A 231-nucleotide genomic window follows, 5' to 3' on the forward strand; every position below is an offset into this window, starting at 1 on the left:
AAGTAGTTCATATTCAGTCTATTGGAGAAGTGAAAACAAGCCAACAACTACCAAGAAACAAAAAACCATCCAATCCAAGAGTTACATTTGACGGTCGTCACTGGTGGATTAGTGTAGGATTCCAAGAAGACTTTGAATTACAAGAACTAACCGATGAGTCGATTGGTGTGGATGTTGGTTTAAAAGAGCTGTTTGTAGCTTCTAATGGTATGAAAGAACGAAATATAAACA

At 36.8% G+C, this 231-nt stretch carries 1 pseudogene; it reads left to right on the forward strand.

Annotated features, from left to right (window positions below):
- Positions 1-231, forward strand: a pseudogene (locus tag MR115_RS30410) (RNA-guided endonuclease InsQ/TnpB family protein); the annotation flags it as partial.

Origin of the sequence: Bacillus cereus group sp. BfR-BA-01309 (assembly GCF_022664315.1) — a bacterium.
Lineage (GTDB): Bacteria > Bacillota > Bacilli > Bacillales > Bacillaceae_G > Bacillus_A > Bacillus_A mobilis.